Source organism: Symbiopectobacterium purcellii, from assembly GCF_019797845.1.
GTDB classification, from domain to species: Bacteria; Pseudomonadota; Gammaproteobacteria; order Enterobacterales; family Enterobacteriaceae; genus Symbiopectobacterium; species Symbiopectobacterium purcellii.
On sequence record NZ_CP081864.1, the window covers coordinates 987,862 to 1,013,001 of the forward strand.

The 25,140-nt window shown below is 54.7% G+C and carries 21 protein-coding genes and 1 pseudogene; 17 read left to right on the forward strand and 5 right to left on the reverse strand.

The annotated features are described in order from the left end of the window. Window positions 1-231: 231 nt before the first annotated feature. A complete protein-coding gene (gene argE / locus K6K13_RS04700; RefSeq protein ID WP_222159751.1) occupies window positions 232-1,380 on the reverse strand; it encodes an acetylornithine deacetylase in 1,149 nt (382 codons plus the stop codon). A 271-nt stretch (window positions 1,381-1,651) separates the two neighbouring features. Between argE and argC the strand changes: the two genes are divergently transcribed. From argC to hemB, 12 genes are all read left to right on the forward strand, one after another. Then, window positions 1,652-2,656 (forward strand): N-acetyl-gamma-glutamyl-phosphate reductase, encoded by a 1,005-nt coding sequence (gene argC / locus K6K13_RS04705; RefSeq protein WP_222159752.1) that lies wholly within the window; start codon window positions 1,652-1,654, stop codon window positions 2,654-2,656. A 23-nt stretch (window positions 2,657-2,679) separates the two neighbouring features. Beyond that, window positions 2,680-3,453, forward strand: coding sequence for an acetylglutamate kinase (gene argB / locus K6K13_RS04710; protein ID WP_222159753.1), 774 nt, complete (start codon window positions 2,680-2,682; stop codon window positions 3,451-3,453). 109 nt (window positions 3,454-3,562) lie between these two features. Continuing rightward, the gene (gene argH / locus K6K13_RS04715; protein WP_222159754.1) at window positions 3,563-4,933 is read left to right on the forward strand and encodes an argininosuccinate lyase; all 1,371 of its coding nucleotides are present in this window, start codon (window positions 3,563-3,565) and stop codon (window positions 4,931-4,933) included. Window positions 4,934-5,148: 215 nt separating this feature from the next. Then, window positions 5,149-6,699: a DNA recombination protein RmuC gene (gene rmuC / locus K6K13_RS04720; RefSeq protein ID WP_222159755.1), complete on the forward strand. Its 1,551-nt coding sequence runs from the start codon at window positions 5,149-5,151 to the stop codon at window positions 6,697-6,699. A 386-nt stretch (window positions 6,700-7,085) separates the two neighbouring features. Then, window positions 7,086-7,841 carry a bifunctional demethylmenaquinone methyltransferase/2-methoxy-6-polyprenyl-1,4-benzoquinol methylase UbiE gene (ubiE, locus tag K6K13_RS04725; protein ID WP_222159756.1) on the forward strand — a complete coding sequence of 252 codons (756 nt, stop codon included), beginning with the start codon at window positions 7,086-7,088 and terminating at the stop codon, window positions 7,839-7,841. 24 nt (window positions 7,842-7,865) lie between these two features. Continuing rightward, window positions 7,866-8,474: a ubiquinone biosynthesis protein UbiJ gene (gene ubiJ, locus K6K13_RS04730; RefSeq protein ID WP_222159757.1), complete on the forward strand. Its 609-nt coding sequence runs from the start codon at window positions 7,866-7,868 to the stop codon at window positions 8,472-8,474. Further along, entirely contained in the window at window positions 8,471-10,114 is a 1,644-nt protein-coding gene (gene ubiB, locus K6K13_RS04735; protein WP_222159758.1) for a ubiquinone biosynthesis regulatory protein kinase UbiB, read from the forward strand. The genes ubiJ and ubiB overlap by 4 nt, the downstream gene beginning before the upstream one ends. A 241-nt stretch (window positions 10,115-10,355) precedes the next feature. After that, window positions 10,356-10,637 carry a Sec-independent protein translocase subunit TatA gene (gene tatA, locus K6K13_RS04740; RefSeq protein WP_222159759.1) on the forward strand — a complete coding sequence of 94 codons (282 nt, stop codon included), beginning with the start codon at window positions 10,356-10,358 and terminating at the stop codon, window positions 10,635-10,637. A 3-nt stretch (window positions 10,638-10,640) separates the two neighbouring features. Then, on the forward strand, window positions 10,641-11,270 hold the full coding sequence (gene tatB, locus K6K13_RS04745) for a Sec-independent protein translocase protein TatB (RefSeq protein WP_222159760.1): 630 nt from the start codon (window positions 10,641-10,643) through the stop codon (window positions 11,268-11,270). A gap of 3 nt (window positions 11,271-11,273) precedes the next feature. After that, the gene (gene tatC / locus K6K13_RS04750) at window positions 11,274-12,056 is read left to right on the forward strand and encodes a Sec-independent protein translocase subunit TatC (protein ID WP_222159761.1); all 783 of its coding nucleotides are present in this window, start codon (window positions 11,274-11,276) and stop codon (window positions 12,054-12,056) included. A gap of 107 nt (window positions 12,057-12,163) precedes the next feature. Continuing rightward, window positions 12,164-12,946, forward strand: coding sequence for a 3'-5' ssDNA/RNA exonuclease TatD (tatD, locus tag K6K13_RS04755; protein WP_222159762.1), 783 nt, complete (start codon window positions 12,164-12,166; stop codon window positions 12,944-12,946). Between the two features lie 15 nt (window positions 12,947-12,961). Then, window positions 12,962-13,984 carry a porphobilinogen synthase gene (hemB, locus tag K6K13_RS04760; protein ID WP_222159763.1) on the forward strand — a complete coding sequence of 341 codons (1,023 nt, stop codon included), beginning with the start codon at window positions 12,962-12,964 and terminating at the stop codon, window positions 13,982-13,984. A gap of 81 nt (window positions 13,985-14,065) precedes the next feature. Here hemB and rfaH read toward each other — a convergent pair whose 3' ends face one another. Beyond that, window positions 14,066-14,554: a transcription/translation regulatory transformer protein RfaH gene (gene rfaH, locus K6K13_RS04765; protein ID WP_222159764.1), complete on the reverse strand. Its 489-nt coding sequence runs from the start codon at window positions 14,552-14,554 to the stop codon at window positions 14,066-14,068. A 147-nt stretch (window positions 14,555-14,701) separates the two neighbouring features. Here rfaH and ubiD point away from each other — a divergent pair, with 147 nt between their 5' ends. Together ubiD and fre are read left to right on the forward strand one after the other, a co-directional pair. Then, window positions 14,702-16,189, forward strand: a complete 1,488-nt coding sequence (gene ubiD, locus K6K13_RS04770) for a 4-hydroxy-3-polyprenylbenzoate decarboxylase (protein WP_222159765.1) — start codon at window positions 14,702-14,704, stop codon at window positions 16,187-16,189. Window positions 16,190-16,243: 54 nt separating this feature from the next. Further along, entirely contained in the window at window positions 16,244-16,945 is a 702-nt protein-coding gene (gene fre / locus K6K13_RS04775; protein WP_222159766.1) for an NAD(P)H-flavin reductase, read from the forward strand. Between the two features lie 134 nt (window positions 16,946-17,079). Here fre and K6K13_RS04780 read toward each other — a convergent pair whose 3' ends face one another. Next, window positions 17,080-18,267 carry an L-talarate/galactarate dehydratase gene (locus tag K6K13_RS04780; protein WP_222159767.1) on the reverse strand — a complete coding sequence of 396 codons (1,188 nt, stop codon included), beginning with the start codon at window positions 18,265-18,267 and terminating at the stop codon, window positions 17,080-17,082. Between the two features lie 294 nt (window positions 18,268-18,561). Here K6K13_RS04780 and K6K13_RS04785 point away from each other — a divergent pair, with 294 nt between their 5' ends. After that, entirely contained in the window at window positions 18,562-19,584 is a 1,023-nt protein-coding gene (locus K6K13_RS04785) for a LacI family DNA-binding transcriptional regulator (RefSeq protein WP_222159768.1), read from the forward strand. Between the two features lie 57 nt (window positions 19,585-19,641). Here K6K13_RS04785 and fadA read toward each other — a convergent pair. Beyond that, window positions 19,642-20,804: pseudogene (gene fadA / locus K6K13_RS04790) on the reverse strand (acetyl-CoA C-acyltransferase FadA). 20 nt (window positions 20,805-20,824) lie between these two features. Beyond that, complete coding sequence (gene fadB / locus K6K13_RS04795) at window positions 20,825-23,005, reverse strand: fatty acid oxidation complex subunit alpha FadB (RefSeq protein WP_222159769.1); 2,181 nt, start codon at window positions 23,003-23,005, stop codon at window positions 20,825-20,827. A gap of 183 nt (window positions 23,006-23,188) precedes the next feature. Between fadB and pepQ the strand changes: the two genes are divergently transcribed. Next, window positions 23,189-24,520: a Xaa-Pro dipeptidase gene (gene pepQ, locus K6K13_RS04800; RefSeq protein WP_222159770.1), complete on the forward strand. Its 1,332-nt coding sequence runs from the start codon at window positions 23,189-23,191 to the stop codon at window positions 24,518-24,520. After that, window positions 24,520-25,128, forward strand: coding sequence for an IMPACT family protein (locus tag K6K13_RS04805; protein ID WP_222159771.1), 609 nt, complete (start codon window positions 24,520-24,522; stop codon window positions 25,126-25,128). Before pepQ ends, K6K13_RS04805 begins: the two co-directional genes overlap by 1 nt. Window positions 25,129-25,140 lie beyond the last annotated feature (12 nt).

Genomic DNA, 25,140 nt, shown 5'->3' on the forward strand with positions numbered 1-25,140 from the left:
TACCCTGACCCATCTCTATTTTTTGTAAGTTTGTTTCATAGAAAGACGCAAAACGCTACCTTCATCTAGCCACGCCCGGCGGGATTCGTCAATTGACGATTGGTTGTTTTATCACCCTGCCAGTTTACCCCCCTGTTGTTGTACCTGCTTTCGTGTGGGATTGGCAATCGGTGAAATTTAATTACATCCGTGCGCAGATTAGGGGCGCTTATCACGCCCCTCTTTTTGCGTTTACCGGCAGAAATGTTGCACCATCTGGGTGATCAATTTATGCGTTGGGGCGATGAATGCGGTGTCGAGATATTCATCCGGCTGGTGGGCCTGTTCAATCGAACCGGGGCCGAGCACCAGCGTCGGGCACAGCGTCTGGATAAACGGTGCTTCGGTGCAATAGTTCACTACATCCGTGGGCACACCCAGCAATTTCTCAATCACACCCACCAAGGCGTGATCCACCGGGCACTCATAGCCGGGGATCGGTGGGTGCAGTTCGCTGACGCTCACACGTCCTGGCCAACGCTCGCTCACCGGCGCCAGCGCTTCTGTCACCAGACCGTTTAAATCGTTCAGCGTTAATCCCGGGAGCGGGCGGATATCCATATGCAGTTCACAGCAGGCACAGATGCGATTGGCCGCATCGCCACCGTGGACATGGCCGAAATTCATGGTCGGATAAGGGATATGGAACGCTGCGTTGTGATAACGGGTTTGCAGCGTATTGCGCAACACCATCAAGTGGGAGATGGCATCGTGCATCAGTTCGATAGCATTTACCCCGCGCGAAGGATCGCTGGAATGGCCGGATTGTCCCTGAATCCGCACCGCGTTTGACATATGACCTTTGTGGGCGCGAATCGGTTGCAATGAGGTTGGTTCGCCGATGATGGCGCAGTCCGGGCGTATCTGCGTAGATTCAGAGAAATACTTGGCACCTGCCATGGTGGTCTCTTCATCGGCCGTCGCCAGCACGTAAATCGGTTTGGCAAGCGTTGCCGGGTCGATATCGCGCAGGGCATCCAGAATAAAGGCGAAGAAGCCTTTCATATCCGCAGTGCCCAGCCCGTAGAGCTTGTTATCGTGTTCCGTCAGGGTAAAGGGATCGCGCGTCCAGCGGCCATCATCGAACGGTACGGTATCGGTATGCCCGGCCAACAGCAAGCCACCTTGACCTTGGCCAATGCGCGCCAGCAGATTGAATTTATGCCGCGTACCGGGCACCGGTTGCACTTCAACGTGAAAGCCCAAATCAGCAAACCATCCGGCGAGCAGATTGATTAATGCTTCATTGCTCTGATCGAGCGCCTGATCGGTCGCGCTGATGGAAGGCGTCGCGATCAACGCCCGATACAGCTCAATAAATGGGGGTAAATTCATCTTCACTGTTGACAGCCTTATGTTAGGATAGTATCAATATTCATGCATTTATTTTGAATAAAAATACAATAACGCGTGGCGAAAGGAAACTGTTTCTAACCCGTGGATGAGACATTACCTGATAGTCTACACCTGCAATGGTCGAATACCGTTAGCGGGTTTGGCGTTTTGTAGATACCCTGTTTTAACGACATTGCTTTGAACGATATTGTTTTTAACGACACTGTTTTTAACGATGCATTGTTTACATCATTTTAGTGGAAGGTATGCAGATCCCATGCTGAATACGTTGATTGTTGGTGCAAGCGGTTATACTGGCGCTGAACTTGCACTCTATCTGAATCGTCATCCTCAGATGAACCTTACCGCACTTGCGGTATCCGCGCAGAGCGTTGATGCGGGCAAACGCATTTCTGACCTGCACCCTCAACTGAAAGGCATTATCGATTTGCCGGTACAGGCGTTGACGGATGCCGCTGAAGCCGCCAAAGGCATCGATGTGGTGTTTCTGGCGACCGACCACAAAGTGAGCCACGATCTTGCGCCGGTGTTCCTGGCCGCAGGCTGCGTGGTGTTCGATCTCTCCGGCGCGTTTCGCGTGCAGGATGCTGAATTTTATCGCCGTTACTACGGTTTCGAGCATCAACACGCTGACTGGCTGGCGCAGGCAGTGTATGGCCTGGCCGAGTTTCAGGCAGAGCGCGTTAAGCAAGCGCAGCTGATTGCTGTCCCCGGTTGTTACCCGACGGCGTCACAGCTGGCACTGAAACCGCTGGTGGATGCGCAATTGCTCAACACTGACCAGTGGCCGGTTATCAATGCAGTCAGCGGTGTGAGTGGAGCCGGACGTAAAGCGTCGCTCACCAGCAGCTTCTGCGAAGTGAGCTTGCAGCCCTATGGTGTGTTCAATCACCGTCACCAACCCGAAATTGCGACCCACCTGGGCATCCCGGTTATCTTCACGCCGCATCTGGGGAATTTCGCGCGTGGGATTCTGGCAACCATTACTTGCCGCCTGAAACCGGGCGTCAGCGCACAGGATGTGGCGGAAGCTTACCACAACGCCTATCACGACAAACCGCTGGTGCGCCTCTACGATAAAGGGGTTCCGGCGTTAAAATCGGTTGTTGGCTTGCCGTTTTGCGATATCGGTTTCTCCGTACAGGATGAGCACCTGATTGTGGTCGCTACGGAAGACAACCTGCTTAAAGGTGCGGCGGCGCAAGCTGTACAGTGCCTGAATATTCGTTTTGGTTTCCCTGAAACCCAATCTTTGCTCTGACATAATCCTGAGGCACGAAAGCGATGAATCCGTTAATTATCAAACTGGGCGGTGTGTTACTGGACAGCGAAGAAGCGCTGGAGCGTCTGTTTACGGCGCTGGTTGCCTATCGTGAGCAATACCAGCGTCCGCTGGTCATTGTGCACGGCGGCGGCTGCCTGGTGGATGACCTGATGAAAAAACTGGCGCTACCCGTAGTGAAGAAAAACGGGCTGCGCGTTACACCGGCGGACCAGATCGACATTATCACCGGTGCGTTGGCGGGTTCGGCCAATAAAACGCTGTTGGCCTGGGCGAAGAAACACGCTATCAACGCGGTGGGTCTGTGTCTGGCGGATGGCGGCATGACGACGGTAACGCAGTTGGATGAATCCCTCGGCTACGTCGGCAAAGCACAGGCGGGTTCCGCCGACCTGCCCAATGCGCTGCTAAGCGCCGGGTATCTGCCAATCGTCAGTTCCATCGGCATCACCGAACAAGGCGATTTGATGAACGTTAACGCCGATCAGGCGGCAACCGCGCTTGCAGAGACGCTGGGTGCCGATTTGATCCTGCTGTCGGACGTGAGTGGTATCCTTGATGGTAAGGGACAACGTATTGCGGAAATGACCGCGCAGAAAGCAGAACAGTTGATTGCGCAGGGGATTATTACCGACGGCATGATCGTTAAAGTCAACGCGGCGCTGGATGCCGCTCGCGCGCTGGGTCGCCCGGTAGATATCGCCAGTTGGCGTCATGCCGATCAACTGCCCGCGCTGTTTAACGGCACGCCGATTGGCACGCGGATTCTGGCGTAAATCTGTTAATCTGTAAGGCATTTCCGTTAGTCGAAAGGTAACGGAAGCGAGCATGCGGGCCCGCCCGCATGGTTACAAGACATTGAAGCACATTTTGGGAGTATCGGTTATGGCGTTGTGGGGCGGTCGTTTCAGTCAGGCGGCAGATCAGCGGTTCAAACAATTTAATGACTCGCTGCGGTTTGATTACCGTCTGGCGGAGCAAGATATCGTCGGCTCTATCGGCTGGTCAAAAGCGCTGGTGACGGTCAATGTACTCAGCGAACAGGAACAGCAGCAGCTAGAGCAGGCGCTGAATGCGCTGCTGGCCGAGGTGCAAGCCAACCCAGAACAGATTCTGCAAAGCGATGCTGAAGATATTCATAGCTGGGTAGAGCAGAAGCTGATCGACAAAGTGGGCGATTTGGGCAAAAAGCTCCACACCGGCCGCAGCCGTAACGATCAGGTCGCCACCGATCTTAAACTGTGGTGCAAAGCGCAAATCAGCGAACTGCAACTGGCGGTACGCCAACTGCGCGCCGCGTTAGTGGCTACCGCAGAAGTGAATCAGGATGCGGTGATGCCGGGCTACACCCATTTGCAGCGCGCTCAACCGGTGACCTTTGCCCATTGGTGTCTGGCCTACCACGAAATGTTGGTACGCGATGAAAGCCGCCTGGAAGATACGTTAAAACGCCTTGATGTCAGCCCATTGGGCTGCGGCGCGTTGGCTGGCACTGCCTATCCTATCGATCGTGAGCAGTTGGCGGGCTGGTTAGGTTTTGCGTCTGCCACGCGTAACAGTCTGGATACGGTGTCAGATCGTGACCACGTACTGGAACTGCTCTCTAATGCCTCGATTGGCATGGTGCACCTGTCACGCTTTGCTGAAGATCTGATTTTCTTCAACAGCGGTGAATCCGGGTTCGTTGAGCTGTCCGATCGAGTGACTTCCGGTTCCTCCCTGATGCCGCAGAAGAAAAACCCGGATGCGCTGGAGTTGATTCGCGGTAAATCGGGTCGGGTGCAAGGCGCGCTGACTGGCATGATGATGACGCTCAAAGGCTTGCCGTTGGCGTACAACAAGGATATGCAGGAAGACAAAGAAGGGCTGTTCGACGCGCTCGATACCTGGCATGACTGTCTGATGATGGCGGCACTGGTGTTGGAAGGCATTCAGGTTCGCCGTCCGCGCTGCCAGGAAGCGGCACAGCAGGGCTACGCGAATGCGACTGAACTGGCCGACTATCTGGTGGCAAAAGGCGTTCCGTTCCGTGAAGCGCACCACATTGTCGGTGAAGCTGTGGTGGAAGCCATTCGGCAGGGTAAGCCGCTGGAAGCACTGTCGCTGGCAGATTTGCAGAAATTCAGCGCCACCATTGGTGATGATGTTTATCCCATCCTGTCTCTGCAATCCTGTCTGGAAAAACGCGCGGCCAAAGGCGGTGTGTCACCACGGCAGGTGGCGCAGGCGATTACCGATGCCAAAGGGCGTCTGTAATCGCGATAGCGTTCTGTCACCTGTATCAGGGCCGGATTGCCGGCCCTTTTTTATTCAGCCACTCACCGAAAGCCATAACGCAAGACGCCTCGCATTTTAACCATTTCACTGCCGACAACGATGCCGCTTTACGTTGGCCTGCGCTATTCTTTCTGGACATACATACAGTATCACTTTACCTTGACGGACAGTGGCGATAACGAAAGGAATACGACGTGGATATCACCCTCTTTTACGGCGTAAGCGGCGGGGCGGTCGGGGTGCTGGCGGGATGGCTCATTGCCAGCCTGCGTTATCAGCAGCGTCGCGCCCGGCAAGAAACGGAACAACGTATACAAGAACAAGCGTTACAGCAGGCGCAAAGCGCGGTACGCGAGCTTCAACTCGGGCGTGATAAGGACGAGCAACGTCGACGTCAGGATGATATGGAGCTGCGTCTGATGCACGGTAAACTCACCGCTCATCAGGAAAAACTGCTGGTTATGGTCCGTCTGCAAGAGGAGTGCAACCAACTCAACCAGGAACTGCGTGCGCTGCGCGAAGCCAACGGTGCGCAGGAAGCTGAACTGCGTGAAGTGACCATCCGTCTGGAAGAGACGCGCCTCGCCGCTGAGGAAAAACAGCGTCTGTTAATCAACAGCGAGCAACGCCTGACGACGCAGTTTGAAAATCTGGCTAACCGGATTTTTGAGCACAGCGGCCGTCGTGTGGATGAGCAAAATCAACAGAGCCTCGATAAACTACTGACGCCACTGCGGGAACAGTTGGACGGCTTTCGTCGTCAGGTTCAGGAGGGGTTCGGCAGTGAAGCGCGTGAGCGCCACACGCTGGCGCATGAAATTCGTCAGTTGCAGCAACTCAACGTGCAAATGGCGCGAGAAGCGGTCAATCTGACTAAGGCTCTGAAAGGCGATAATAAAACCCAGGGGAACTGGGGCGAAGTGGTGCTGGGACGCGTGCTTGAGGCCTCGGGGTTGCGTGAAGGCCATGAATACCAAACGCAGGTCAGTATTCAGACGGGCGCAAACGGGCGCATGCAGCCCGATGTGATCGTGCGCCTCCCGCAGGGCAAAGATGTAGTGATTGATGCCAAGATGTCGCTGGTGGCCTATGAGCGCTACTTTAACAGTGAAGACGACGGTGAACGTGCCAGTGCACTCAACGAGCATATCGCCTCCGTGCGCGGGCATATCCGTCTGCTGAGTCATAAGGACTATCAGCAATTGCCGGGGCTGCGCTCGTTGGACTATGTGTTAATGTTTATCCCCGTCGAGCCTGCCTTTCTGGTTGCTATCGACCGCCATCCTGAATTGATCAGTGAAGCCCTGCAACACAACATCATGTTGGTAAGCCCTACCACGCTGCTCGTCGCGTTACGTACCATCACCAATCTGTGGCGTTATGAACAGCAAAGCCGCAATGCGCAGCAGATCGCCGATCGTGCCTCTCGCCTGTACGACAAACTGCGTCTCTTTGTGGAAGACATGGCGGCGTTAGGGCAAAGCCTGGATAAATCACAGGCCAGCTATCGGCAGGCTATGAACAAACTGGCTTCCGGGCGCGGTAATCTGATAGCCCAAGTAGAAGGTTTCCGTTCCCTTGGCGTTGAGGTTAAGCGTACCATAAACCCCAACGTGGCAGAGCAAGCGGTGCTTTCTGCTGAGGCTGACGGTCTGGAAACGCTGTCTGAAACGATTCAAACAGAGACCCCGCCTAGGGGGGAACACGTGCAAGGCACGGATACAGAAATGTCAGATCGTCTGTGATGCATCACGTATGTTCGCGTTTTATCCGTGCAACTTCAAGTTGCAGGTGCGTTGGCTGCGCTCGTTCACCCGAATCACTTACTTGAGTAAGCTCATCGGGATTCACTCACTTGCCGCCTTCCTGCCACGCGAGTTATTTAGGATATACAACTTTATTCAGTGCATCAGAGCGGTGGGTTTTTAAGCCTGGTCTGTTACACTCTCCCCATTAAGGGGTAGTTTCAAAATTCGATGTTCCTCTTCAATTGTTGATGCGAAACGCGCACAGACACGCCAAGCTCGTGTTGCGCATAACGCTCGACAGCGCAATGTGAGCGGTGAGTTGAGCCGATAGTGCGCAAAGGGGATTGACCACAATTCTGATTTGGAAAAGTAGGGCGAAGAACATGACGAACGATCCGGAGAAAACCACGCATTTTGGTTTTCGTACTGTCGATAAAAACGATAAAGAGGCCATGGTAGCAGGGGTATTTCACTCGGTAGCGGGAAAATATGACCTGATGAACGATTTGATGTCCTTCGGGATTCATCGTGCCTGGAAACGGTTTACGATTGAGTGCAGCGGCGTCCGGCGCGACCAGCGCGTGCTGGATCTGGCGGGCGGGACGGGGGATTTAACCGCTAAATTCTCCCGCCTGGTCGGCGAATCAGGCGAAGTGGTGCTGGCTGATATCAATGCTTCCATGCTGAAAGTGGGGCGCGAAAAGCTCCGCAATCTGGGGATTATTGATAACGTCAGCTATGTGCAGGCCAATGCGGAAGCGCTGCCCTTCCCGGATAACTATTTTGACTGCATCACCATTTCTTTCGGTTTACGCAATGTGACGGATAAAGACAAAGCGCTACGCTCCATGTTCCGCGTTTTGAAGCCTGGTGGACGCTTGTTGGTGCTGGAGTTTTCCAAACCGATGTTGAAACCGCTCAGCAAAGTCTACGATTTCTACTCATTCCATGTTTTGCCGCGCATTGGCGATATGGTGACTAAAGATCCAGGCAGCTACCGTTATTTGGCGGAATCGATACGCATGCATCCGGACCAGGAAACGCTGAAGGGCATGATGGTGGATGCGGGCTTTGACAGTGTAAACTACTTCAACCTCACGGGAGGCATTGTCGCGTTACACCGTGGGTTCAAATTTTAAGTTGTTTTATAGTGGGAAACGCTGATGCTGATAACGTCTGTGCTGACTGCCGCGCTGGAAACGGCGTTAAATAGCCTGCTTTTTCGTGAACGTAGCTTGAAAGCGGCGCGCCAGCGACTACAGGGCAAAACGCTCAAAATTGTGTTAGCGGAACTGCCGGTGCCGCTGGTATTGGTCTTTGGTGAGCACCGCGTTGATGTGGTAAGCCAGTGGGCTGATACGGCGGATTGTCAGTTAGAAACCCGGATACCCGCACTGCTCACGTTGCGCGATCGCCAGCAGCTTTCATCGCTGATGCGTCGCGGTGAACTGGTGATTGAAGGGGATATGCAAGTTGTCCAACACTTTGTCAATCTGTTGGATTTGGCGGAATGCGATCCCGCAGAATGGCTTGCGCCTTACACGGGCGACGTTGTCGCGCAAGGCATTGGCCAGACGGTACAAGGTGCATTTCGCGGTGCCACCCGTTTGTTCGATCGCCAGCGGCGCTATTTAACGGAAACCGTAACGGAAGAGTGGCGGCTTGCGCCGGGGCGCTTAGAAGCCGCCTGGTGGTATGATGAAGTGGCTGCGTTGAGCGATGACGTTGATACGCTGGCGGCACGCCTGGCGAAGCTGGAGTCTGCCGCATGACGCCAAGTGAATTGCTGCGCCTTTACCACATTATTCGCGTCATGTTGAGTTACGGGCTCGATGAGCTGATCCCGCATTTGCGCATCACCTTACCGCTGCGTGTCTGGCGCAAATTCCTATTCTGGATGCCAAACCGCCATAAGGACAAACCGCTTGGCGAACGTTTGCGTTTGGCGTTGCAGGAATTGGGCCCAGTGTGGATCAAGTTCGGCCAGATGATGTCTACCCGGCGCGATCTTTTTCCACCGGAGATTGCCGATCAACTCGCTATCCTTCAGGATCGTGTCGATCCTTTTGACGGCAAACTGGCCCGTGAACAGATCGAACTCTCGATGGGGGGGATTCCTCTCGAAAGCTGGTTTGATGATTTTGAGATAGTGCCACTGGCCTCTGCGTCTATCGCACAGGTGCATACCGCGCGGCTCAAAGCAAACGGCCAGGAAGTGGTTATCAAGGTCATTCGTCCTGATATCCTCCCCGTTATCAAGGCGGATATGCGGCTGATGAACCGTTTGGCGGGCTGGCTGCCGATGCTGTTGCCGGATGGACGGCGTTTGCGCCCACGTGAAGTGGTGCGCGAGTACGAGAAAACCCTGCTTGATGAATTAAACCTGCTGCGTGAAGCCGCAAATGCCATTCAATTGCGCCGTAACTTTGACGGCAGCCCGATGCTGTATATTCCTGAAATTTACTCGGATTATTGCAGTGAAAACATGTTGGTCATGGAGCGTATCTACGGCATTCCGGTCTCAGACGTTGAGGCGTTGAAAGCCAACGGCACCAATATGCCACTGCTGGCAGAGCGCGGCGTGCAGGTGTTCTTTACTCAGGTGTTCCGCGACAGCTTCTTTCATGCCGATATGCATCCGGGCAATATCTTTATCAGCGAAGAACACCCGGAAGATCCGCAGTACATCGGTATTGATTGCGGCATCGTTGGATCGCTGAATAAGGAAGATAAGCGCTATTTGGCCGAAAACTTCATTGCCTTTTTCAATCGCGATTATCGCCGCGTGGCTGAGCTGCATGTGGATTCCGGCTGGGTGCCTGCCGATACCAATGTTGAAGAGTTTGAATTTGCGATTCGTACTGTGTGCGAACCCATTTTTGAAAAGCCACTGGCAGAGATTTCCTTTGGACATGTGTTATTAAACTTGTTCAATACCGCGCGCCGTTTCAACATGGAAGTGCAGCCACAGCTGGTCTTGCTGCAAAAGACGCTGCTCTACGTTGAAGGTGTCGGCCGCCAACTGTACCCGCAGTTGGATTTATGGAAAACGGCCAAGCCCTTTCTAGAGTCATGGCTGAAAGATCAGATGGGGGTTGCTGCCCTGATTCGCGGATTTAAAGAAAAGGCCCCGTTCTGGGCGGAAAAATTGCCGGAAATTCCCGAGTTGATTTACGATGGTTTGCGACAGCATCGGCTGTTGCGCCATAGCGTGACGCAACTGACAGATGAACTGCGTATGCAGCGTGTACGTCAAAGCCAGTCGCGTTATTTATTTGGCGTTGGCGCGACGTTGCTGCTGGCTGGGTTACTCATGTTGGTGGGGCGCCAGGACCTCCCGGAAGTGATTTCGGCGGGGTTAATGGCCGCTGGTGTTGTGAGCTGGGTCATTGGTTGGCGTCGTACACGTTGAAGCAGATCATGACAGGCGCTATTAATAGCCGTATATAATAGTCACGGCTTTGACCTTATATGCCTTTCCGCCGCAGGAAAAAGGCGTTGCAGGAAACGCAAACCGAGCGCATCCTCTGGGCATGCATGCTCTAGGCAAGAATAACGCGCGGTGGCTCGTTTTCGGACAAAAATGCACACACGACTGTTTGCGGTGTGAAAGATGATGGATAACTCCCCTTTGTAGAAAAGAGGTAATTAGTATGGGTGGTATTAGTATTTGGAACTTGTTGATCATTGCGGTGATCGTGGTGCTGCTGTTTGGTACTAACAAGCTGAGAACGCTAGGCTCCGATTTGGGCGCATCGATTAAAGGCTTCAAAAAAGCCATCAGCGATGACCAACCTTCGTCCGCTGACAGCGCATCTGCAAACCAGAATGAAAAAACACAGCAGGATGCCGATTTCGCGACGAAGTCCATCACGGAACAACAGGCTGACGTAAAATCAGAAGAAACGAAGAGCCAGCACAAAGAGCAGGTATAATCGGTGTTTGATATCGGATTTGGTGAGCTGATGCTCGTAATGGTGATCGGCCTGGTGGTACTCGGGCCTGAACGCCTGCCCGTTGCGGTTAAAACGATTGCTGGCTGGGTCAGAACGCTGCGCTCGCTGGCGTCTACGGTGCAAAATGAGCTGACCCAAGAGTTGAAGTTGCAAGAGTTGCAGGACAGTTTGAAGAAGGTGGAGCAGGCTAGCCTGAAAAACCTTTCTCCAGAGCTGAAAGCCTCTATGGACGAGCTCAAAGATGCGGCGGATGCGATGCGACGCGGTTATGTGAAACCCGGTGACAGCGCCACGGCGCAGTTGGGTGAGGTGCCACATAAACCGCTGGCGGATGCTGAGGCTGCGCATGATGGGGTTATCAGCGCTGAGCAGGCCTCTTCGCCAGCAGCGTTACCCTCTGTCGACCAACCTGCCGCTGTGCCATCCTCATCCCTTGTCGATCTGGCACCGCCTGTGGCAGTGAATAGCTTACCAGAAGCGCCTTCTGCAACGGTGGTGCCTGAAAATACACCCACCGTCGCTGTCGTGGCTCCGACCGATGATGTACCTAATAAGCGCGCAGCGCCTGCCACGGCTGTCGCGCCTTCCCAACCCTCTGCTGATGAACGCTAGTCTATGGCCGTTGAAGATACACAACCGTTAATCAGTCACCTGATTGAGCTTCGCAAGCGCCTGTTAAACAGCATTCTTTGTGTGCTGGGCGTATTTGTCGTGCTGGTTTTTTTTGCTAACGACATCTATCAGATTGTCTCGGCACCGCTGATTGAACAGCTGCCTGCCGGGGCCAGTATGATTGCCACTGATGTGGCCTCCCCGTTCTTCACGCCGATTAAACTCACGATGATCGTGTCGGTGTTTGTCGCTGCACCGTTGGTGTTGTATCAAGTCTGGGCGTTTATCGCTCCGGCGCTGTACAAGCATGAACGCCGACTGATGATGCCATTGCTGTTTTCCAGCAGTCTGCTGTTCTATGCGGGTATGGCATTTGCCTACTTTGTGGTGTTCCCACTGGCGTTTGGCTTTTTTGCCAAGACGGCACCGCAGGGTGTGCAAATCGCCACCGATATCAATAACTACCTCGATTTCGTGATGGCGCTGTTTATGGCCTTTGGTGTCTCTTTCCAGGTACCTATTGCTATTGTGCTGCTGTGCTGGAGCGGTGTGACCAACACAGAAGATTTGAAGAAAAAGCGGCCTTATGTGCTGGTCGGCGCGTTCGTTGTCGGTATGTTGTTGACGCCGCCGGACGTGTTTTCACAGACGCTGCTAGCGATTCCGATGTACCTGTTGTTTGAAGTTGGCCTGTTCTGCTCACGTTTTTACGTGGGGAAAGGACGCCGTCAGTATGAGGCGGAAGAGCGCGAAGCAGAAGAAAGCAAAGAAGGTCCATCGTCCTGAATCTTGTTACTATCCCCGCTTAGGCGGGGATTTCCTCCAGTCTGCATTTGCTTCCCCTCAAGGCACGCGCGTCGCAGCGGGAATGTCATTACCCTTCAGGAATGTCCATGTTTGATATCGGCGTCAATCTGACCAATAGCCAATTTTCTCACGATCGTGCTCTGGTGATTGAGCGTGCTCAGGCGCTTGCGGTGAGCGGAATGATCATCACCGGCACCAACGTGCATGAAAGTGAGCAGGCGCTGGCGCTGGCACAGGAATACCCAGACTATTGCTGGTCGACGGCGGGCGTGCACCCCCATGATGCCAGCAGTTGGTCGACGGCGGTGGCGGAGCGGATTTCTCAGTTGGCGCAACAGCCTGCCGTTGTGGCACTGGGCGAGTGTGGATTGGACTTTAATCGCAATTTTTCTACGCCTGATGAGCAGGAACACGCCTTTTCCGCGCAGTTAGCGTTGGCCGCAGAGCTGGCGTTACCCGTCTTCTTGCATTGCCGTGATGCCCATGAACGCTTTATCGCGCTACTTTCCCCTTGGTTGGATAAGCTACCGGGAGCGGTGCTGCACTGTTTCACGGGGAGCGAACAAGAACTGGATGAGTGCTTACGTCTTGGTCTTTCGATAGGCATTACCGGCTGGGTGTGCGATGAGCGACGCGGAATTACACTGCGCCATCTGCTAAAACAAATTCCCATCGACCGTCTGTTATTGGAAACAGACGCGCCCTATTTATTACCCCGGGATTTATCACCAAAACCTGCATCCCGGCGTAATGAACCCTGCTTTTTGCCGCATATCGTTCAGCAGGTTGCTGTCTGGCGCGATGAAGACGCCAGCATGTTGGGGCAAAAAGTGGATGAAAACGCACGCCGGATTTTCCGGCTGCCATGATTCTGGAGAATAATTATGAGCAATGTTTTTCCCGGCGCTTTTCCCGGCCGTCGCCTGTGCCGTTTACGCCGTCATGATTTCAGCCGTCGCCTCGTTGCTGAAAATCAGTTGACGGTCAATGACCTGATTTATCCCGTGTTTGTGATGGAAGGCAAAAATCAGCGTCAGGAAGTGCCTTCGATGCCGGGTGTATACCGCATGACGCTGGATCTGCTGGTGAAAGAGGCGGAAGAACTGGCCAAGCTGGGTATCCCAGTGCTCTCACTGTTCCCGGTGATCGATACCGATAAGAAGTCGCTGAATGCCGAAGAGGCCTACAACCCTGAGGGGCTGGTGCCGCGTGTGATCCGCGCGCTCAAAGATGCGGTGCCGGAGTTGGGGCTGCTGACAGACGTTGCCCTGGATCCTTATACCACTCATGGGCAAGACGGCATTATTGACCAAGATGGCTATGTGATAAATGACATCACCAAATCCGTTCTGGTACGTCAGGCACTGTGTCATGCGCAAGCGGGCGCGGAAATCATTGCTCCAAGTGACATGATGGATGGGCGCATTGGTGCCATTCGCGCCGAACTGGAAGCCCAGAATTTGGTGAACACCCAGATCATGGCGTACTCGGCAAAATATGCCTCTTGCTACTATGGGCCTTTCCGCGACGCGGTCGGCTCGGCAAGCAATCTGAAAGGCGGTAACAAAAAAACCTATCAGATGGACCCGGCCAACGGGGATGAAGCCTTGCAGGAAGTCGCTCAGGATTTGCAGGAAGGCGCGGACATGGTGATGGTGAAACCCGGTATGCCTTATCTGGATGTGCTGCATCGTGTTAAAGAAACGTTTGGCGTGCCGACCTTTGCCTATCAGGTCTCCGGCGAGTATGCCATGCACATGGCGGCCATTCGCAATGGCTGGCTTCAGGAACAGCCGTTGGTGATGGAATCACTGCTGTGCTTCAAGCGCGCAGGGGCAGACGGCGTGCTGACCTATTTTGCCAAGCAGGTAGCACAATGGCTGCGTGACGAACAGCTTTCCCGCTAATCGTCCTATCCGCTCAACCCTGTCCGTTCGCCGCCTGTGAGTGTTCTCACCGGCGGCGTTTTTTTTATCAGGTATGGCTGACTATAGCTTTTTGAACTGACGATTATCGAGGCTTTGCGGCACCTGCTTGTTAAGAAAATTGAGCAGCAGCATGGATCGGGCTTCACCATCAGGTTCACTGTAAATCGCCTGTAGTCCGGTAAACACCCCTTCGGTGATCAGCACGGTGTCGCCGGGATACGGGGTTTGTGGATCGTGAATCATCTGCACCGGGTGTTGAGCCAGTTCGATAATGACGTTCACGGGGATGATGGCAGGCAGCGCGCCGAAACGGATAAAATGGCTGACGCCCCGTGTAGCGGCAATCGTGGTGGTATGGATGCGTTCGGGATCGAACTCAATAAACAGGTAGTTGGGAAACAGAGGCTCGCTGACTTCCGCGCGTTTTCCCCGCACGATCTTTTCCATTTTAATCATCGGGCTTAGGCAGTTAACGGCCTGGCGTTCAAGGTGTTCCTTGGCGCGCAGCAGCTGCCCACGTTTGCAATACAATAAATACCAGGCTTCCATAATGTGTTGTGTCGAGGGTCTGTCAGTCGATGAGCATTGCCGGAAAGCATAACAAAACCCTGTGCGGATAAATAGCAGCATGAAGAAGCGACAGAATTGGCAAGAAACCTTATAATGTCGTTTTCACAGACTGCATTGACAATCAGCATGAAATATCGTGATTTACGTGAATTTCTCGCGCTTCTTGAACAGAAGGGAGAATTGAAACGCATTCGCCACCCTGTCAGCCCCCATTTGGAAATGACGGAGATTGCCGACAGAACGCTACGTGCGGGCGGTCCGGCGTTGCTGTTTGAAAATCCCACCGGTTATACCATGCCTGTGTTGTGCAACCTGTTCGGCACCCCGGAGCGGGTGGCAATGGGCATGGGGCAGGATAGCGTGACGGCGTTGCGTGATGTGGGCAAGCTGCTGGCCTTTTTGAAAGAGCCTGAGCCGCCCAAAGGATTCCGAGACTTGATGGAAAACATGCCCAAATTCCGTCAGGTGCTCAATATGCCAACCAAACGGCTCTCATCGGCGCCTTGTCAGGAGCAGGTCTGGTCAGGAGACGACGTCGATCTGACCCGTATTCCCGTGATGCAGTGCTGGCCGGAAGATGCTGCGCCCTTGATCACCTGGGGCTTAACGGTTACGCGCGGGCCGCACAAGGCACGTCAGAATATCGGTATTTATCGCCAGCAGGTGCTCGGTAAAAACAAGCTGATCATGCGGTGGTTATCTCATCGTGGCGGCGCGTTGGATTTTCAGGAGTGGTGTCAGGAAAATCCCGGTCAACGCTTCCCGGTTTCTGTCGCGCTCGGTGCCGATCCGGCGACTATCCTTGGTGCGGTAACGCCGGTGCCAGATACGCTTTCCGAATACGCCTTTGCCGGGCTGCTGCGCGGTTATAAAACCGAAGTGGTGAAATGCCTCTCCAATGATTTGGAAGTGCCCGCCAGCGCGGAAATTGTGCTGGAAGGGTACATTGAACCGGGAGAAATGGCGGCGGAAGGGCCGTATGGCGATCACACCGGCTATTACAATGAGGTGGATAACTTCCCGGTGTTTACCGTTACGCATGTGACGCAGCGTCAGGACGCCATTTACCACTCCACCTACACCGGACGCCCACCCGATGAACCTGCAGTATTAGGGGTGGCGCTGAATGAAGTGTTCGTGCCGATTTTGCAAAAGCAATTCCCCGAAATTGTCGATTTTTACCTGCCGCCGGAAGGGTGTTCCTATCGTCTGGCGGTAGTCACCATGAAAAAACAGTACGCGGGTCATGCCAAACGGGTGATGATGGGCGTATGGTCTTTCCTGCGCCAGTTTATGTATACCAAGTTTGTGATTGTCTGTGATGACGACATCAATGCGCGTGACTGGAAAGACGTTATCTGGGCGATAACCACACGTATGGATCCGGCACGAGATACGGTATTGATGGAAAATACCCCAATTGACTATCTGGATTTCGCATCGCCGGTGTCGGGGCTGGGCTCCAAAATGGGACTGGATGCCACCAATAAGTGGCCCGGTGAAACCCAGCGCGACTGGGGGCATCCCATCAAGAAAGATCCCGCGGTGTGTGCCCGTATCGATGCCATATGGGATGAGCTTGCCATTTTTAACGACAGCCCGCCGCGTGCTTGATGTAGGGTGTGCCGCTGTTATTCGTTTTGCTTTTATCACCCTTAGAGGGAATGCATGACAACATTGAGCTGTAAAGTGACATCCGTAGAGGCGATAACGGATACGGTTTATCGGGTACGTTTGTTGCCGGAAGCCCCTTTCTCTTTCCGTGCCGGTCAGTATTTGATGGTGGTAATGGATGAGCGTGATAAGCGCCCGTTCTCGATGGCCTCAACGCCGATGGAACAGCAGTTTATCGAACTGCACGTAGGGGCCTCAGAGCTGAACTTGTATGCGATGGCGGTGATGGATCGTATTCTGAAAGAGCGCGCTCTGACGGTGGATATCCCCCACGGTGAGGCCTGGCTGCGCGAAGAAAGCGATCGTCCGCTGATCCTGATTGCCGGCGGCACGGGGTTCTCTTATGCGCGTTCTATCTTGCTGACGGCGCTAGCGCATCAACCTGAGCGCGAGGTAGCGATCTACTGGGGTGGGCGGGAGATCAAGCACCTGTATGATTTGACCGAGCTACAGGCTCTGGCGAGCCAATACACGAATTTGCAGGTTATCCCTGTGGTTGAGCAACCGGAACAAGAGTGGAATGGCAGAACAGGTACGGTGCTCAGCGCGGTATTGCAGGATTACGGCACATTATCAGGCCATGATATCTACATTGCCGGCCGCTTTGAAATGGCAAAAATTGCCCGCGAGCGCTTCTGTAACGAGCGTGGTGCATTGGTTGACCACCTGTATAGCGACGCCTTCTCCTTCATTTGAGTGCCTTAAAAAACGTGCTGTTCCCGGCGGAGTTCATCAACGGGGGGGAACAGCACGTGTGCTAAAGGTGCACCAAAGCATCTTACGTTGTGACCCGGCAGACCCGCACGAGCCGCAACGGGATGCGCTACCGATTACTTAAATTCACAGGTTTGTACCGTCCAGCGCCGCGCCTGCTCGCTGATGGTGAAGCCCAACCCCGGGCGGTCAGAGACCCACATCCGACCATCGCGCAGTTCAAGCTGCTCGTTAAACAGTGGGTTCAGCCATTCAAAGTGTTCCAGCCAAGGTTCGATGGGGTAGGCCGCGGCGAGGTGCAGGTGCACTTCCATTGCGAAGTGCGGTGCCAGTTTCTTACCGTGTTTGGCCGCCAGATCCATGATTTTCAAAAACGGCGTCACGCCACCAACGCGTGGAGCGTCTGGCTGAACGAAATCGCAGGCATTGCCGAGGATCAGTTGCTCGTGTTCCCGGAAACTGGTTAGCATTTCGCCGGTAGCAATCGGGGTGTCCAGCGCCGTTGCCAGCGCCGCATGGCCCTCAACGTCATAGGCATCCAGCGGTTCTTCAATCCACACCAGGTTAAACGCCTCCATTTTTCTGCCCATACGGATGGCCGTTTCACGATCCCATTGCTGGTTGGCATCGACCATTAACGGGAAGTCATCGCCCAGCGCCTGACGCACGGCGGTGAGGCGACGAATATCCTCTGCGGTATTCGGCTGGCCGACTTTGATTTTAATGCCGCCAATGCCATTTTCGCGGGAAATCACCACGTTTTTCAGCACCTGCTCAAGCGGCGTATGCAGGAAACCGCCCGAGGTGTTATAGCATTGCACCGAATCGCGGTGTGCACCCAGTAGCTTGGCCAGCGGTAATCTGGCGCGCTTGGCCTTCATGTCCCACAGCGCGATATCAATCGGGGAAATGGCTTGTACTGCCATACCGCTGCGCCCGACGGAAGCACCGGCCCACAGCAGTTTGGTATAAATCTTGTCGATATCGTTAGGGTCTTCGCCGAGCAGATTATCGGCAATCTCTTTGGCGTGTGCATAAATACCCTGACCCCCCGCGCGTTTGGAGTAGCTGAACCCTACGCCCTCGAAGCCATCCTGCGTGCGGATTTCAGCGAATATTATCGCGACTTCCGTCAATGGCTTTTGGCGTCCCGTTAACACCTTGGCATCACTTACGGGCGTTGCCAGTGGTAAAAAGGCTAAGGAGATCTTCACCTGTTCAATACGATCCCCGGTCTCTGCTGCGGTCGGGGTGTGTGCAGTTTTGGCGTAGCTTACGGCATCTGAATTGGCGTGTAGGGTCATGATGGCATCCTGAAATAAAATGATTGCGCTAACATTTTTAGATCGAACCTCTTGTTAGCGCTATTATCACGCGTTGTTTTTGTATAATGGATCACAAATTAAGCAGCATTGCTTTGTAATCTCCTGTGGAGTGTGAGGTGACCGTTGGTATTGGTGTCAATGATATGACTAAAATGTTGGCGCAATCATTTCATAATAAAGATCGTGCCAGTCGGGCGGGTGGGTGGAAAACCGTGCCACTATTCAGGATAATGCCAACGCCGGAAGTCTGACCGTTGATAAGGAAACACGTCATTGAAAAGCGATAAGCGCGCCAAGGGTAGCCAACCGCGTACACCCACACTTGAGGATGTCGCCAGAGCATCTGGGCTGTCGCCAATGACGGTAAGCCGTGCGTTGAACACCCCCAGGCTGGTGAAGGCCGCGACCATCGACAAGGTGATGGAAGCGGTGCGCATTACCGGCTATATCCCCAACCTGCTGGCTGGTGGGCTAGCCTCTCGTCGCAGCAAGCTTATTGCCGTGGTAGTGCCTCAGATCAACAACGCCATGTTTGTCGATACCATTCAGGCCATCAGCGATGAGCTGGATGCACGTGGCTATCATATGTTGCTCTGTGTAGCGGGATATTCCGATGAAACGGAGGCGGACATTGTGGCCACGTTATTGTCACGTCGCCCTGACGGGGTGGTGTTGACGGGTATTCATCACACGCCAGAATTGCGCAAAATCATCCTCAATGCCCAGGTTCCAGTGGTCGAAATTTGGGATTTGACGCCAACGCCGCTGGATATGTTGATTGGCTTTTCCCATGAGAAGATTGGCTTTGCCGCAGGAGACTATCTGCTGGGTAAAGGCCATCGGCGTTTTGGTTTAATTTGGGCTGCGGATCGGCGTGCGGCGCAGCGAAAAAACGGTTTATATGATGCCTTAGCGCGCCAAACCGACTGCACGCTGAGTGAAGTCATCGTGCCGTTACCCGCCTCGATGGCGGCGGGGCGCACTGGGCTACGCCAGCTATTCGCGCAAGGTGAGCCGTTGGATGCGATAGTCTGTAGCTCTGATACCCTGGCGCAGGGCGCGATCATGGAAGCGACGGCGCAAGGCGTAGCGGTGCCGCAGCAACTGGCCGTTATGGGATTTGGTGATCTGGCGTTTGCGGCGCACAACGTACCATCGATTTCGACGCTGGGCGTCGACAGCTGGAAGATGGGCAAAGAGGCTGCCACGCTGCTTGCTGACAAGATTGAAGGAAAAAGCACGGAAAGCCCGATTATCGATATCGGTTTTACCTTGATTGAGCGCGATTCCGCCTAGTGAATGTGCTACGCGCCACGCCGGAGAGATAACCGCTCCGACGGGCGCGTTGGCACATTATACCCGTTCAAATACCGTGGCAATGCCCTGACCGAGACCGATGCACATGGTCGCTACGCCAAACTGCACGTCGCGCTGTTCCATCAGGTTGATCAGCGTGCCGGAAATACGCGCGCCGGAGCAGCCGAGGGGGTGACCGAGCGCGATAGCCCCACCATTCAGGTTCACCTTGTCATCGATGATTTCCAACAGCCCTAAATCTTTGAGACAGGGCAGCGTTTGTGCGGCAAAGGCTTCGTTAAGTTCAAACACCCCGATATCCGTCAGTGCTAACCCTGCGCGCTTTAACGCCAACTGTACGGCGGGCACTGGGCCGTAGCCCATAATGGATGCATCGCAGCCGACCACCGCCATTGCTTTGATGCGCGCGCGCGGTCAGACCCCGTTCCCGTGCGCGTGATTCGCTCATGACGAGCATGGCGGCTGCGCCGTCAGAGAGGGCGGAGGCATTGCCTGCGGTCACTGTGCCCTGCGCCGGATCGAAGGCGGGTTTCAGGCTGCTTAGGCTTTCTACCGTGGTGTCGGCACGAATCACTTCATCATCGCGAAACGCATGCAGTATGCCATCGGCATCGTGGCCGACCTTGGGGACGATTTCATGGCGGAAGGCACCGCGTTGGGTTGCCTGCCAGGCGCGCTGATGAGAGCGAGCGGCGAACTGATCCTGCATGTCACGGCTGATGTGATGAATACGTGCCAGCATCTCTGCCGTCAGCCCCATCATCGCCGCTGCTTTTGCCACGGTGCGGCTCAGGCCCGGGTGAAAATCGACGCCGTGGTTCATCGGCACATGCCCCATGTGCTCCACACCGCCGATCAGACACGTGCTGGCATCCCCGACCATGATGGCGCGGGCGGCATCGTGCAGTGCCTGCATGGAGGAGCCGCACAGGCGGTTAACTGTGACGGCGGGCACGGTCGGCGGAATCTCCGCCAGCAGTGCTGCATTGCGGCCGATATTAAAACCTTGCTCCAGCGTTTGTTGTACGCAGCCCCAATAGATATCGTCTATCTCATGGGCGTCCAGCGCCGGGTTACGGCTCAGTAAGCTGCGCATCATGTGGGCGGAAAGGTCTTCGGCGCGCACCTGACGAAATGCCCCCCCCTTTTGAGCGTCCCATCGGGGTGCGGATGGTGTCGACAATAACAACGTTTTCCATATTCTGTGACCTCATGCCGATTAACCGAGAGAGATACCCGCGTGCGGTGCCGCTGGGGGATAATAGCTGTCGTTACGTTCTGCCAACTGGCGCAGGCCATCTGGGATCTGATATATCGCGCCGAGGGATCCCAGGGCGTTGGCCTGTAGCGCATAGTCGCGGCTGCCCAGCGTATCGAGATAGCGGCAGGCACCGCCGTGGAACGGCGGGAACCCCAGCCCATACACCAACGCCATATCGGCTTCTGCGGGGCTGGCGACAATGCCTTCTTCCAGACAGCGGGCGACTTCGTTGACCATCGGGATCATCATGCGGGCGATAATCTCTTGTGCGGTAAAGGGGCGACTGTCATTGGCGACCTCTGACAGCAGCGCATCGACGCTTTTATCCTGTTCTTTTACCGGCTTGCCCTTCTTATCGGGCGTATAACGGTAGAACCCTTGTCCGTTTTTCTGACCGTAGCGCTGCTGTTCGAACAGCACATCAATAGCGTCGCGTGCGGTTTTCTGCATACGCTGTGGGAAACCCTGCGCCATAACCGCCTGGGCATGGTGAGCGGTATCGATACCGACCACGTCCAGCAAGTACGCCGGTCCCATCGGCCAGCCGAACTGCTTCTCCATCACGCTGTCTATCTGGCGGAAGTCAGCGCCATCGCGCAGCAGCAAGCTGAAGGCGGCAAAGTAGGGGAACAGCACGCGGTTGACGAAAAAGCCGGGGCAATCGTTCACCACGACAGGGGTCTTGCCCATCCTGCTGGCGTAGGCCACCACGCGTGCGATAGTGTCGTCGCTGGTTTGCGGACCACGGATGATTTCCACCAGTGGCATACGGTGCACCGGATTAAAGAAGTGCATGCCGCAGAAACGCTCAGGATGTTGCAGGGCTTTTGCCAGCAATGCGATGGGGATCGTCGACGTATTGGAGGCCAGAATGGCGTTTTCGCCAAGGTGCGTTTCCGTTTGCGCCAGTACTTCTCCCTTCACCTTGGGGTTTTCCACCACCGCTTCCACCACGATATCGATATCTGCAAAGCGGCCATAATCAAGCGTTGGTTGAATGTGGCTCAGAATATTCGCCATTTTCAAACCGTCCAGCTTGCCGCGCGTCAACTGGCCGTTGAGCAATTTCGCGGCCTCTGCCATGCCCAGTGCCAGCGCTTTATCGTTGATGTCTTTCATCACAATCGGCACGCCCTTGTAGGCAGACTGGTAGGCAATGCCGCCACCCATAATGCCCGCACCCAGCACGGCGGCCTGCTGCGGTACGGATACCGCACCTGACAGTTTCTTCGCTTTGCCTTTAACATACTGATCGTTTAGAAAAATACCGACCAGAGCACGTGCTGCTGACGTTGCAGTAAGCGTCACAAAATTCTGTGTCTCGATGCGCAATGCATCATTGCGCGTCATCCCCGCTGCGGCTTCAACGGTTTTGACTGCGGTCAGGGGAGCGGGATAATGTTTACCGGCGGTTTGCGCTACCATCGCTTTGGCCATGGTAAAGCTCATTGCTGCTTCTATCGCATTGAGCTTGAGCGGTTCCCGTTTGGGTTTACGGTAGGACAACCAGTCAATTTGACCAGAAATGGCCTGACGGAGAACGTCTGCTCCCGCCGCCGCCAGTTTTTCATCAGGCACCACTGCTTGAACCAGACCGATTTTCAACGCCTCTGACGCATTGATGTCTTTTCCTGCGGCAATGATTTCCAGCGCGCTGTCGGCGCCCAACAGGCGCGGCAGGCGAACCGAGCCGCCAAAGCCGGGCATGATACCGAGTTTGACTTCTGGCAGACCGATGCGCGTGGACGGTGTGACGATACGGATATCCACCGCCAGGGCACATTCACAGCCGCCGCCAAGGGCATAGCCGTTGATGGCGGCAACCGTCGGCACCGGCAGATCTTCAAGACGGTTGAAGATACGGTTGGCCTGTTCTAACCAGGTCTGGAGATGCTCGCGCGGTGCAGCGAACAGTGACAAGAATTCGGTAATATCAGCGCCGACGATAAATGCCGGTTTGTCCGAGCGCAGCAGCAGGCCTTGCAAGCCTTCCAACTGCTCAAGCACGGTCAACGCATTGCCCAGGCTGGCAACGGTTTTGGTATCCAGGGTATTCACCGAGCCGGGAGAGGCAAAGACCAGCTCCGCGATCCCTTCCTCCAGCCAGCGCACGTAGAGCGTTTCACTTTGATAAAGCATAGCGATCTCCAGAAACCGTATAATGATCTGGTACGACCAGATGAGTGGATTGTGGTCGAATGTTAAATAAATGCAAATAAAAGATTAATTATTTGCCATTTCGATCACAAAGCGCTCGCCGCTACCCTCCTGCGATCACTGTGATACACTGAGCGTATCTTGCTGTGGTTAATGAGGATCTTCATGGAAAAGCTGGCATCTTTGTTCCACCAGCATCTGGCGACGATGCAACAGCACGCGCAACACGTACTGACGCAGCATCAGCTCGATGCGGTGTTAATTCATTCCGGGGAGCCCCTGACGCGTTTTCTGGACGATCAGGAATATCCCTTCAAGGTTAACCCCCAGTTCAAAGCCTGGGTTCCGGTGACCCACGTGCCCCATTGCTGGCTGTGGGTGGATGGGGTTAACAAACCCCGTCTGTGGTTCTATTCTCCGGTCGATTACTGGAATAACGTTGCGCCCTTGCCGGAGAGTTTCTGGACCAAAGACATCGACGTGAATGTGCTGCGTAACGCAGACGAGATTGGTGCGCTGCTGCCAGCGGCGCGCGAGCGTGTGGCTTATCTGGGCTATGTGCCTGAACGTGCGCTGTCTCTGGGCATTGCCCCGCAACATATCAACCCGAAGGCCGTACTCGATTACCTGCACTACCATCGGGCCTATAAAACCGATTACGAACTGTTCTGTATGCGTGAAGCGCAGAAAACGGCGGTGGTCGGGCACCGTGCCGCGCATGAAGCTTTTCTGTCTGGCATGAGCGAGTTCGATATCAATCAGGCCTATCTGACCGCGACAGGTCATCGGGATACCGATGTGCCGTATGACAATATCGTCGCGCTCAATGAGCACTCCGCGGTGCTGCACTATACCCAGTTGGAACAGCGGGTGCCGTCAGAGGTCCGCAGCTTCCTGATTGACGCAGGTGCGGAATATCATGGCTATGCTGCCGATTTGACCCGTACTTATGCCGCGCAAAGCGATCACCTGTTTGCGCAGCTCATCAAGGATTTGAATCAGGAACAGCAGGCGCTGATTGAGTCAATGCAGGTTGGCGTGCGCTATACCGACTACCATATTCAGATGCATCAGCGCGTGGCAAAACTGCTGCACCGTCATCACCTGGTGCAAGGGATGAGCGAAGAGGCGATGGTGGCGAGCGGGTTGACCGGGGTCTTTTTGCCACACGGATTGGGCCACCCGCTAGGCTTGCAGGTGCACGATGTGGGCGGTTTTATGCAGGACGAGCACGGCACGCATCTGGCCGCGCCAGACGCCCATCCCTACCTGCGCTGCACCCGTGTTATGCAACCTCGCATGGTGCTGACCATTGAGCCGGGTATCTATTTTATCGAATCGTTGCTGGCGCCGTGGCGCGGTGGGCAATACAGCCAGCATATTGATTGGAAAAAGATCGACATGTTGAAACCGTTTGGTGGGATTCGCATCGAAGACAATATCGTGTTCCATGAGAAACGCGTTGAAAACATGACGCGGGATCTGAATCTCGCCTGATGCAACGTTATAAGATCCCTGCGAGCGAAGTCAGCGTCAGCGAAGAGATAAAAAAGAGCCGCTTTATCACGCTGTTGGCACCGACTGACGGCGTAGCGGCGGCCAAGGCCTATGTGCAGCAGGTGCGCGAACGGTATTCCGATGCCGGGCACCACTGCTGGGCCTTTGTCGCCGGGGCACCGGATGATTCGCAACAGCTTGGCTTTTCCGATGACGGTGAGCCCTCTGGCACGGCGGGAAAACCCATGCTGGCGCAGTTGATGGGGAGCGGAATCGGTGAGATAACCGCTGTCTCGGTGCGTTACTATGGCGGCATTCCGTTAGGTACCGGGGGATTGGTCAAGGCGTATGGCGGTGGTGTCCAGCACGCATTGAAGCAGGTGGAAACGCTGGAAAAAGTGCTGCGCACCGCGTATCGACTACAATGCGACTATACCTTACATGCGCCCGTCAGCGCGTTGATTCGGCAAATGGGCGGTGAAGTGAATCACTGCGATTATGGTGCAGAAGTGACGTTGCAGGTGGCGATCCCAGACAGTGCTTATCACGAGACGGTGCGCCGTTTGCGCGATATAAGCAGGGGAACGTTGCAAATATCCATTATATGATAATAATTCAGC

Excerpts from the sequence above, each read along its gene's own strand:
- argC (WP_222159752.1), top strand. The coding sequence starts at position 1,652 with ATGCTGAATACGTTGATTGTTGGTGCAAGCGGTTATACTGGCGCTGAA.
- argB (WP_222159753.1), top strand. The coding sequence starts at position 2,680 with ATGAATCCGTTAATTATCAAACTGGGCGGTGTGTTACTGGACAGCGAA.
- argH (WP_222159754.1), top strand. The coding sequence starts at position 3,563 with ATGGCGTTGTGGGGCGGTCGTTTCAGTCAGGCGGCAGATCAGCGGTTC.
- ubiE (WP_222159756.1), top strand. The coding sequence starts at position 7,086 with ATGACGAACGATCCGGAGAAAACCACGCATTTTGGTTTTCGTACTGTC.
- ubiJ (WP_222159757.1), top strand. The coding sequence starts at position 7,866 with ATGCTGATAACGTCTGTGCTGACTGCCGCGCTGGAAACGGCGTTAAAT.
- ubiB (WP_222159758.1), top strand. The coding sequence starts at position 8,471 with ATGACGCCAAGTGAATTGCTGCGCCTTTACCACATTATTCGCGTCATG.
- tatA (WP_222159759.1), top strand. The coding sequence starts at position 10,356 with ATGGGTGGTATTAGTATTTGGAACTTGTTGATCATTGCGGTGATCGTG.
- tatC (WP_222159761.1), top strand. The coding sequence starts at position 11,274 with ATGGCCGTTGAAGATACACAACCGTTAATCAGTCACCTGATTGAGCTT.
- tatD (WP_222159762.1), top strand. The coding sequence starts at position 12,164 with ATGTTTGATATCGGCGTCAATCTGACCAATAGCCAATTTTCTCACGAT.
- hemB (WP_222159763.1), top strand. The coding sequence starts at position 12,962 with ATGAGCAATGTTTTTCCCGGCGCTTTTCCCGGCCGTCGCCTGTGCCGT.
- rfaH (WP_222159764.1), bottom strand. The coding sequence starts at position 14,554 with ATGGAAGCCTGGTATTTATTGTATTGCAAACGTGGGCAGCTGCTGCGC.
- ubiD (WP_222159765.1), top strand. The coding sequence starts at position 14,702 with ATGAAATATCGTGATTTACGTGAATTTCTCGCGCTTCTTGAACAGAAG.
- fre (WP_222159766.1), top strand. The coding sequence starts at position 16,244 with ATGACAACATTGAGCTGTAAAGTGACATCCGTAGAGGCGATAACGGAT.
- K6K13_RS04780 (WP_222159767.1), bottom strand. The coding sequence starts at position 18,267 with ATGACCCTACACGCCAATTCAGATGCCGTAAGCTACGCCAAAACTGCA.
- fadB (WP_222159769.1), bottom strand. The coding sequence starts at position 23,005 with ATGCTTTATCAAAGTGAAACGCTCTACGTGCGCTGGCTGGAGGAAGGG.
- pepQ (WP_222159770.1), top strand. The coding sequence starts at position 23,189 with ATGGAAAAGCTGGCATCTTTGTTCCACCAGCATCTGGCGACGATGCAA.
- K6K13_RS04805 (WP_222159771.1), top strand. The coding sequence starts at position 24,520 with ATGCAACGTTATAAGATCCCTGCGAGCGAAGTCAGCGTCAGCGAAGAG.